The organism is Campylobacter sp. RM12637 (genome assembly GCF_020137645.1).
Taxonomy (GTDB): Bacteria; Campylobacterota; Campylobacteria; order Campylobacterales; family Campylobacteraceae; genus Campylobacter_E.
Genome location: NZ_JACGAV010000010.1, coordinates 49,635 through 58,716, shown reverse-complemented (window position 1 = coordinate 58,716; position 9,082 = coordinate 49,635). Strand labels below are relative to the sequence as shown.

Here is a 9,082-nt window from a genome sequence, read left to right as displayed (position 1 = left end):
GTCCTTGGGTGATTTTTGATAAAGGTTTTAAATAAAAATTAATAATTAAACTTAAAAATCCTATTACTATTATTAAAAATATTAAAAAGCTTATTAAAGTAGCATTTCTAGCATCATTTACACTATTATTTATTACATCTTCTAAAATAATGGTGCAAATACTAAATCCACTTATATCATTAATAATACAATAAGCTAAGTAATTTTTATTATCCTTTGTAAAAACAATATGATTTAAATTCTTATTAGTTTTTAGCGTAGATAATTTTTGATTTAGGCTATCAAGCCATTCAGGTTTGCCTAATTCGTTTGCGTTTTCACTAGCTATTATCTCATTATTTTTATCAAGAATTAAAGTGCTAATATCATTATGAGATTTAATTTTTGTAATGGTATCGCTAAAATCATTTATTAGTATATTTCCACCAATTACAGCTACGATTTTATCATTTTTAAACACAGGTGCAAAAATAGTTGTGGCTGATTTTTTGCTTGAGACATCTTGATAAATTGATGAATTACTAGCCTTTTTTAAAGCTACTGCTTCTTTATACCAAGCTCTAGTTCTACCATCAAAATTAGGGATTAATCTAAAAGTTAAATTAGGTTCAGCCTTATAAACATTTCCATTTGCTAAGCCTATAAATAATCCTTGAAAATCTAAAACCCTATTATCACTACTAATGATTTGCTTGATAAATTCTGGGCTTAAATCATCAGCATCTTCAAAAGTTTTTGCAATTTTTTCAATTTGCTCAATACGGGTTTTGATATATTCATCAACATAAGCATTTCTTAATTGCAATTCTCCTGCTATTGAAGAATCGTAATTATTTATGATTATATCTTCTGTCTTATTGCTTTGCATATAAGATAAAACTAAAAGTAAAACTACAAATAAACTTGCAGTTGTTAATGAAATTTTGAAAGAAAGTTTCATTTGGTAATCCTTTTTTTAATTGAAATCAAATACCAATTTTACCCCCCCCCAACCTTAAATAAAAATAAAATTATAAAATAAATTATTAGATGATAAAAATTATTTACATTAATTTAAATTCTTATTTTAAATATCTTAAAAAAATACAAAAAAGTTTTTAAGCTTAAAAATTAATAAATTTAATAAATCATTAAGCTAAAAAAGAGATAATCAAACTTATTTTTTTTAAAGGACGAAAAGATGAAAATTATAGATTTAATCAAACACAACAAATATCTTACTATCCGTCATCATCTTCGTCATCTACATAATACTCATTAATTTATAATCGTTTTTTTAGTTGTGTTTTTACACTTTTTATTATTTTGTTTAAAGGAAAAAAATTGAAGAATTTAGAAAATATTTTTAAAGTAATTTTTCCACTTGCAATAGTGATTATTACTACTTATTATTGTTATCCATTTAAAGAACTTAGCGAAGCAGAGCATTTAGCTTATCTTAAAAGTTATGGCACTACTTTAGGACTTACTTCACTTGGTTTGATTATTGGTCTTACTGGTGGATTTTTATTAGCGTTTTTATTGGTGCTTAGGAATAGATTTTTAACAATGTTAATCAATGAATATTTAGATTTAATTAGGGGTATGCCATTAATGCTGCTTTTAATGATATTTGCATTTGTGGTTTTTGCTCAAGTTGAAAATGTATTTTTTGTAGCTGTTATTGCTTTAGGACTTAATTCTAGTGCTTATGTTGCAGAGATTATTAGAAGTGGGATTGAAAGCGTTGATAAAGGTCAAATGGAAGCAGCAAGGTCTATGGGTTTATCACACTTTCAAGCTATGAAAATGATAGTTTTTCCACAAGCTGTTAAAAATATCATTCCTGCTTTAGCAAATGAGTTTATATCGTTGTTTAAAGAAACTTCAGTAGTTGCGTTTATAAGCGTTGTTGATTTGACTTTTCAAAGCAAGATTTTTCAATCACTTTTATACGACCCTAAGCCTTATATTTTCGCAGGTGTTGTGTATTATGCTAGTGTTAAAGTATTTACTTGTTTTGTAAGATTATTAGAAATGAGGCTAAAAAGAAATGATTAAGATATCTAATTTATGCAAAAATTACGGGAATTTAGAAGTATTAAAAGATATTAGTGTAGAGATTAATAAAGGCGATATTATTGCTATTATTGGACCTAGTGGCGGTGGAAAAAGCACATTTTTAAGATGTTTAAATAAACTTGAAGTTGCAAGTAGTGGAGAGATTTTAATCAATAATGAAAATATCTTAGATGAAAAAATTGATATTAATAAGCACAGACAAAAAGTATCAATGGTATTTCAGCATTTTAATCTATTTGCAAATAAAAATGTATTGGATAATTTGATTTTAGCCCCTGTTAGTTTAAATATTTTAAGCAAAGATGAAGCTATTAAAAAAGCTAGAAATCTTTTAGCTAAAGTTGGTTTAGCTGATAAAGAAGAGTTCTTTCCACACAAATTAAGCGGCGGTCAAAAACAAAGAATAGCAATAGCAAGAAGCCTTATGATGGAGCCTGAAGTTATATTATTTGATGAGCCAACTAGTGCGCTTGACCCTGAAATGGTAGGAGAAGTTTTAGGACTTATTAAAGAAATAGCAAGTGGAGATAATGCTCCTATTATGATATTAGTAACTCACGAAATGGGTTTTGCAAAAAATGTAGCTAATAGGGTATTTTTTATGGAAAGTGGCAAAATAGCAGTAGATGATACGCCACAAGTTGTATTTAACTCTAGCACAAATGCTAGATTAAATGAGTTTTTAAACAAAGTTTTAAATCATTAGGATTAGATATGAAAAAGATTTTTTTAGCTTTATTTATAACTTTATTTGCTTATGCAAATGAAGTTGTTAAGGTTGGTATTTCGGCAAATTACGCTCCGTTTGATATGATGGTTGATGGTAAATTGAGTGGTTTTGATGTTGATTTAGTAAATGAGATTTCAAAGGTTGCTAATCTTAAGATTGAATTTGTTAATATGAGTTTTGATGGGCTTATTCCATCTTTAGTAGCTGGTAAAATCAATATGATAGCTTCAGGAATGAGTATTAGCGAAAGAAGAATGAAGAATTGTGATTTTTCTAATCCTTATTTTTTTGGAAAAACTATGTATCTTAAAAGAAAGGGCGATATTTTCACTACAAAAGAAGATTTAAAAGGTGTTAAAACAGGAGTTAAACTTGGCACAATTCAAGAAAATACTGCAAGAAAGCTAGGTGCTAATGTGATTTTACACGAAGATTCAGCAGTGGTTGTTATGAGCCTTGTGAATAAGCAAATAGATGCGGTTGTTTTTGATTCTTTTGTGGCTAAGAAATTTATGGCAAAAAATCCTGAAATTGAGAGTTTTTATGAAGAAAATGACGGGGCTTTAGGTTTTGCATTTGCATTTGCAAAGGATAAAAATAAAGACTTAATTGATATAATTAATAAAGCCCTTGAAGAAGTAAAAGCAAGTGGTAAGTATGATGAGCTTATCAAAAAATACGGGCTATAAGGAGTAGTTATGAAAAAGTTTTTATTAGTAGTGTTTGCACTGATTTTTAGTGCTTGTTTATATGCAAATGACAAGGTTTATAAAGTTGGGATTTCTCCTGATTATCCCCCATTTGATATGTTAGTTGATGATAAGATTAGTGGTTTTGATGCTGAATTATTTGATAATTTAGCAAAAATTGCTGGTATAAAATATGAATTTAAAGCTATGAGTTTTGATGGACTTATTGCAGCACTTAAAGCAGGTAAGATTGATGCTATTATGAGTGCTATGAGTTCAAGCGAACAAAGAAAAAAAGCTTGTGATTTTAGCAATGTTTATTATAAAGCTAAGACAATTTATCTAAAGCATAAAGATAGTAGTATCGCAACTAAAGATGATATAAAAGGTAAAAAAGTAGGAGTGCAATTAGGCACGGTTCAAGAAGCAGCAGTAAAACAAGTAGGTGCGTTAGTGCAACCTAATGAAAATCCTGTTGTTTTAGTAATGGCTTTAAATGATAAAAAATTAGATGCTTTAGCATTTGATGCACTTGTAGCAAGAGAATATTTAGCAAAATATCCTAATTTAGCTGAATTTTATAATGAAGATGATGGCACAGAAGGATTTTCTATAGCGTTTAGCAAAAATGAAAATGTAGAGCTAAGAGAGAAATTAAATAAAGCTTTAGAAGAATTTATAAAAACTAGCGAATATGAAGCTTTACTTAAAAAATACAATATAAATTAATATGAGAAGTGATTTTTTTAAGCCTAGATTTAAAACTAGGCAAATTAGTGTAGGCGGGGTTAAAATCGGTGGTGATGCTCCAATTAGCGTTCAATCAATGCTATTTACAAAAACTCAAGATATTAATGGATGTTTAGAGCAATTAATTGAGTTAAAATTAGCAGGTGCTGATATAGTAAGAGTTGCGTGTTTGGATATAAAAGATGCAAGGGCTTTAGCAGAACTTAAAAAGCAAAGCCCACTGCCACTAATTGTAGATATTCATTTTAATCACAAATTAGCTTTATATTGTGCTGAATTTATAGATGGGATTAGAATAAATCCAGGAAATATCGGTGGCAAAGAAAATATAAAAGAAGTAGTAAATGCTTGTAAGCAAAGAAATATTCCTATAAGAATTGGTGTAAATCACGGAAGTATTGAAAAGCAATTTGAAAACAAATACGGCAGAAGTGTAAAAGCCTTACTTGAGAGTGCTGTTTATAATATTAAATTACTTGAAGATTTTGATTTTAGGGATATTAAAATAAGTATTAAAACTTCAGACGCACAAAGCACAATAGAAAGTTATACGAGATTAAGAGAATTGTGTGATTATCCGTTTCATTTAGGAGTAACTGAAGCAGGAACTAAGTTTCATAGCACGATAAAAAGCTCAATTGCTATAGGTCAGTTATTATTAAATGGCATAGGCGATACTATTCGTGTTTCTATGACAGGAGAGCTTAGCGAAGAAATAAGGGTCGCTAAAGCGATTTTGCAAGATAGCGGAGTGCAAAAAAGCGGTATAAATATAATCTCTTGTCCAACCTGTGGAAGAATTCAAAGCGATTTGTTAAGTGCTATTAAAGTGGTTGAAGAAAAGACAAAACACATTAAAGCACCATTAAATATAAGCGTAATGGGTTGCGTTGTAAATGCTTTAGGAGAAGCTAAAGGAGCTGATGTAGCGATTGCATTTGGTAAAAATGAAGGCTTAGTAATAAGACACGGCGAAGTGGTTGCAAAATGCAAATATGATACTTTAGTAGATAGATTTTTAGATGAAGTATTAGACGAAGCAAAACTTCACGAAGAATAGAATTTGAAATTCCTATTTCAAATTCTTATTTTAATTTCTTTAATTTTTACGAGAGATTAAAATAAGAATTAAGGAAGAATTATGAGTAAGTATTTTGATATTGAATTAGAGCAAAGTATTTTATTAGCTTGTATAGAAAATAATGAAAATATAGATATAGCTGCAAGTATTATTAAGCCAAGTGATTTTTCATATAGATTACACGCTGATATATTTGAGTTTATATTAAATAAAAGAAGACTTAGAGAGAGTGTGGATTTAAAATTAGTAAAAATCTCTTTTGCAAGTGCAAAGGATAGTTTTTGGACTGCACTTGAGCAGCAAAATTCTTTCATAGAAGTTGATGAATATTCAAAAATGTTAAGGAATTTAAGTGTAAAAGACCAGCTTAATTCTTTAATGAATACAAGCACACAAGAGCTAAGCAGTGTGCAAGATAGTATTGATTATACGCATAATTTAAATGCTAAGATTTATTCTTTAGTATCAGGCGTTAGTGATAATACTTTAAAAAGCTCAAGAACTGCTGTTAATGAGTTTTATGAAGAATTAAATAGGGTTAGTAAGATAATTGATAAAGATGTAATCGGAGTTGATACAGGTTTTTCTTTATTAAATCATTATACAAAGGGCTTTAAAGCAGGGGAGTTAATAATTCTTGCAGCTCGTCCTGGTATGGGTAAGACTACATTTGCTTTAAATATTTTATTAAATGCACTTAAAAAAGATGTTGGAGTAGTGTTTTATAGTCTTGAAACAGAAGCTTATAAGATAATGGCTAAATTAATAGCACAAGATACAGGAATAGGTTTGCAAAATATCTTAACAGGAGATAGATTAACAGAAGATGAGATAAATAATATGCAAATGAGTGCGAATATGCTTAGCGAAAAGACTTTATATATTTATGATAAGGGTAATTTAAATATAGAATTTCTTCGCTCATCTTTAAGAAGATTAAAAGAAGAGCATAACAATATAGGTTTATGTGTATTAGACTATATTCAGCTTATGAACTCACTAAATACAAGGGCTGATAGACATATTCAAGTAAGCGAGATTAGTAGGGGGTTAAAATTACTTGCATTAGAATTAAAAATCCCTATTTTAGCTCTTTCTCAAGTTAATCGTTCGGTGGATTCTAGGATGAATAAAAAACTTATGCTCTCAGACATTCGTGAGAGTGGTAGTATAGAACAAGATGCTGATTTGATATTATTTATTAATAAGGCTGATGATGATCCGACTATTTTAGCAGAACGCCACGCTATACTTGATATTGCTAAGAATAGAAGTGGGGAATTAAAAGAAATTCATTTTGATTTTAAAGCTTCTAAAGCGAAATTTTTACAACTTGAGTTTAGAAAAGACAACGAACCAAGCGAGACTGAAGAATTTTAATTTAGGAAATAAATTCCTAAATTATTCAAGTATTTTTAGATTTTCACAAGCTATATTGTTTCCTAAATCACAAGATTTTTTATAATACAATTTAGCCATATTTTTATCTTTTTTATGATACATAACGCCTAAATTATTACACGCATATGCGTCTTTATTATCGCAAGATTGATTCCACAAACTAGCTACTTTATCATAATCTTTTAATTCATAATATACATTACCTAAATTATAACAAGCATTATAATCTTTAGCAGAACAAGCAATTGATAGATATTTAATAGCTAAGTTATTATTTTTTTCATTAGCATATAAATTGCCTAAGCCATAACAAGCTGGGATTAAATTATCATCACAAGCTTTTTTTAGATATATTTTTGCATTATCAAATTCTTGATTTTTCTTAAATAGTATTCCTAAATTATAGCAAGCGTCTTTATGGCTATTTTCACAAGCTCTTGCTAAATATTCTTTTGATTTATTAAAATCTTGAGTATTAATCCCTGCATAAAAGCAAGCTTCATAATTTCCATTATCGCAAGATTTTTCATAATATTTACTTGCTTTATCTTTTTCGTTATTTTTACTATAAATTACCCCTAAATTGTAGCAAGCATTATAAATATCGCCATCACAAGCTAGGGTAAAATGTCTTATAGCAAGACCTAAATTATCTTGATTATATTCAACTACACCTTGATTATAACAAGCAGCAGGGATTTTGCTATTTTCACAATCACTTAAATAATCAGCCATTGATACTAAACTCATACTAATTAAAAATAATATCTTTTTCATGTTCTAAACTCTTGTAATTTTTTATTTAGCTCTTCAGTCATTTCACTAAGATGATTTGCTGCACCAGCTATTTCTTCAACGCTTCTTGCGTTTTCGTTCGTTATTGTATTCATATTGTTTAAATTATTTAGAATTTCTTCCATATCTTTACTTGTATTTATATAATCATTCACGGTTTTTTCACTTGAGCTAATAGCTTCTGCTACGCTATTTTTCATAATATTCATATTATCTTTAGTAGAATTTGCAATATTACTTAAATCTTGCATTTGGTTTGAGTTAATACTCATTTGCTCACTTGCGTCTTTTATACCTTGAACTATAATGCTTATAGTAGCATTCACCTCGCTAAGACTTCTTTGTGTTTTTTCAGCTAATTGTCTAACCTCATCAGCTACTACGGCAAACCCACGACCTGCCTCGCCTGCACGTGCAGCTTCAATAGCGGCATTTAGTGCAAGAAGATTTGTTTGGTCTGCAATTTCGTTAATGATTTCTAATACTGATTTTACATTATCAGCATCTGTGCTAAGCTTTTCTATTTTCATAGCAAGTTCGCTTTCAATACTTGCACTATTTATAATTTTATTACTTAATATATTAATTTCTTTATTTGAAGTTTCCATCATATTTAAAGCTTCATCTAATTTTATAGTAGCTTCTTTAGCCTTTTGAACTCCTATTTCTAAGCTTTCTTTGGTATTTTGTCCTTTTTTAGCTATTTGATTTACTATTTCACTGCCTTCTTCAGCGCGTTTTCCTGTTTGAAGACTAGTATTGCCTAATTCACTTGCTATTGAAGCATTTTCGTTAGAAATATTTTTAGCTTGTTTGATTAAAATTCTTATTTTTTCTAAAAATTCATTAATAGCACTTGAAGCGTGAGCTATTTCATCATTTCCTTTTACTTCTAATTTATTAGTTAAATCCCCATCTCCACTGCTTAAATCTTTTGCTTTAATCTCTAATATTTTTAAAGGTTTTGATATAAATAAAGTTGCGAAAATATATGCAATAAGCATTAAAACTATGAAAATAATTGCACTAATAATTATAAATTTTATTAATTCTTTAAATTGTTCTTCGCCTAATTCTTTTGCGTTTTTATCTAAAAATGTATAAACACTATCTAAATCAACTGCAGTGCTAAATATCAAGCCACTAGCTTTATCTTGTAATGAATATGCTAAGAATTTCTTAGTAGTTTTATCTTTATATTTAAACTCATATTCGCTAAAGCCACCACCATTTTTTCCAGCATTGATTATATCTTGTATGAAAGCTTTATTATTGGTATCAACTGAATTAATTTTATTAGTTCCAATCCAATCTTTTAGTGTGTGATACACAACTAAACCATCTTCTTGAAATACTAAAAATCCTTTAGTATTGTTATCGTATCTTACTTCATCTAATTTGTTTTTTAATATGTCATTAAATTCTTTTAATTTGTTTTGATTTTCTAAATCTTTATATGTTGTTTTTGTATATTGAACCATACTTTCTACTAAAGTTTTTACTTGTTCTTTTCTAAGATATATGCTTTCGTTTTCAATTTCAGTTAGCATTTTGTTTTCTAACTTATCAAACATT

General features: G+C 28.6%; 9 protein-coding genes. 6 read left to right on the top strand and 3 right to left on the bottom strand.

Going from position 1 to position 9,082, the window contains the following annotated elements; translation table 11 throughout:
- Nucleotides 1-940: cache domain-containing protein (locus AVBRAN12637_RS06475; protein WP_336615532.1), on the bottom strand; the 940-nt coding region annotated here is incomplete at its 3' end.
- A 383-nt stretch (nucleotides 941-1,323) separates the two neighbouring features.
- Here AVBRAN12637_RS06475 and AVBRAN12637_RS06470 point away from each other — a divergent pair.
- From AVBRAN12637_RS06470 to AVBRAN12637_RS06445, 6 genes are all read left to right on the top strand, one after another.
- Nucleotides 1,324-2,040 carry an amino acid ABC transporter permease gene (locus AVBRAN12637_RS06470; RefSeq protein ID WP_250325159.1) on the top strand — a complete coding sequence of 239 codons (717 nt, stop codon included), beginning with the start codon at nucleotides 1,324-1,326 and terminating at the stop codon, nucleotides 2,038-2,040.
- The gene (locus AVBRAN12637_RS06465) at nucleotides 2,033-2,767 is read left to right on the top strand and encodes an amino acid ABC transporter ATP-binding protein (protein ID WP_214117900.1); all 735 of its coding nucleotides are present in this window, start codon (nucleotides 2,033-2,035) and stop codon (nucleotides 2,765-2,767) included. The genes AVBRAN12637_RS06470 and AVBRAN12637_RS06465 overlap by 8 nt, the downstream gene beginning before the upstream one ends.
- 8 nt (nucleotides 2,768-2,775) lie before the next feature.
- The gene (locus AVBRAN12637_RS06460; protein WP_214119994.1) at nucleotides 2,776-3,480 is read left to right on the top strand and encodes a transporter substrate-binding domain-containing protein; all 705 of its coding nucleotides are present in this window, start codon (nucleotides 2,776-2,778) and stop codon (nucleotides 3,478-3,480) included.
- A gap of 9 nt (nucleotides 3,481-3,489) precedes the next feature.
- The gene (locus AVBRAN12637_RS06455; RefSeq protein ID WP_214117898.1) at nucleotides 3,490-4,209 is read left to right on the top strand and encodes a transporter substrate-binding domain-containing protein; all 720 of its coding nucleotides are present in this window, start codon (nucleotides 3,490-3,492) and stop codon (nucleotides 4,207-4,209) included.
- A gap of 1 nt (nucleotide 4,210) precedes the next feature.
- Nucleotides 4,211-5,290, top strand: coding sequence for a flavodoxin-dependent (E)-4-hydroxy-3-methylbut-2-enyl-diphosphate synthase (gene ispG, locus AVBRAN12637_RS06450; protein ID WP_214117897.1), 1,080 nt, complete (start codon nucleotides 4,211-4,213; stop codon nucleotides 5,288-5,290).
- Nucleotides 5,291-5,371: 81 nt separating this feature from the next.
- Nucleotides 5,372-6,691, top strand: a complete 1,320-nt coding sequence (locus AVBRAN12637_RS06445) for a DnaB-like helicase C-terminal domain-containing protein (protein WP_214117896.1) — start codon at nucleotides 5,372-5,374, stop codon at nucleotides 6,689-6,691.
- 21 nt (nucleotides 6,692-6,712) lie between these two features.
- Here the strand turns inward: AVBRAN12637_RS06445 and AVBRAN12637_RS06440 are convergent, their stop codons facing one another.
- Nucleotides 6,713-7,489 carry a tetratricopeptide repeat protein gene (locus AVBRAN12637_RS06440; RefSeq protein ID WP_336607301.1) on the bottom strand — a complete coding sequence of 259 codons (777 nt, stop codon included), beginning with the start codon at nucleotides 7,487-7,489 and terminating at the stop codon, nucleotides 6,713-6,715.
- Nucleotides 7,486-9,057 (bottom strand): methyl-accepting chemotaxis protein, encoded by a 1,572-nt coding sequence (locus AVBRAN12637_RS06435; RefSeq protein ID WP_442862435.1) that lies wholly within the window; start codon nucleotides 9,055-9,057, stop codon nucleotides 7,486-7,488. Before AVBRAN12637_RS06435 ends, AVBRAN12637_RS06440 begins: the two co-directional genes overlap by 4 nt.
- Nucleotides 9,058-9,082 lie beyond the last annotated feature (25 nt).

Excerpts from the sequence above, each read along its gene's own strand:
- AVBRAN12637_RS06465 (WP_214117900.1), top strand. The coding sequence starts at position 2,033 with ATGATTAAGATATCTAATTTATGCAAAAATTACGGGAATTTAGAAGTA.
- AVBRAN12637_RS06460 (WP_214119994.1), top strand. The coding sequence starts at position 2,776 with ATGAAAAAGATTTTTTTAGCTTTATTTATAACTTTATTTGCTTATGCA.
- AVBRAN12637_RS06455 (WP_214117898.1), top strand. The coding sequence starts at position 3,490 with ATGAAAAAGTTTTTATTAGTAGTGTTTGCACTGATTTTTAGTGCTTGT.
- ispG (WP_214117897.1), top strand. The coding sequence starts at position 4,211 with ATGAGAAGTGATTTTTTTAAGCCTAGATTTAAAACTAGGCAAATTAGT.
- AVBRAN12637_RS06445 (WP_214117896.1), top strand. The coding sequence starts at position 5,372 with ATGAGTAAGTATTTTGATATTGAATTAGAGCAAAGTATTTTATTAGCT.
- AVBRAN12637_RS06440 (WP_336607301.1), bottom strand. The coding sequence starts at position 7,489 with ATGAAAAAGATATTATTTTTAATTAGTATGAGTTTAGTATCAATGGCT.
- AVBRAN12637_RS06435 (WP_442862435.1), bottom strand. The coding sequence starts at position 9,057 with ATGCTAACTGAAATTGAAAACGAAAGCATATATCTTAGAAAAGAACAA.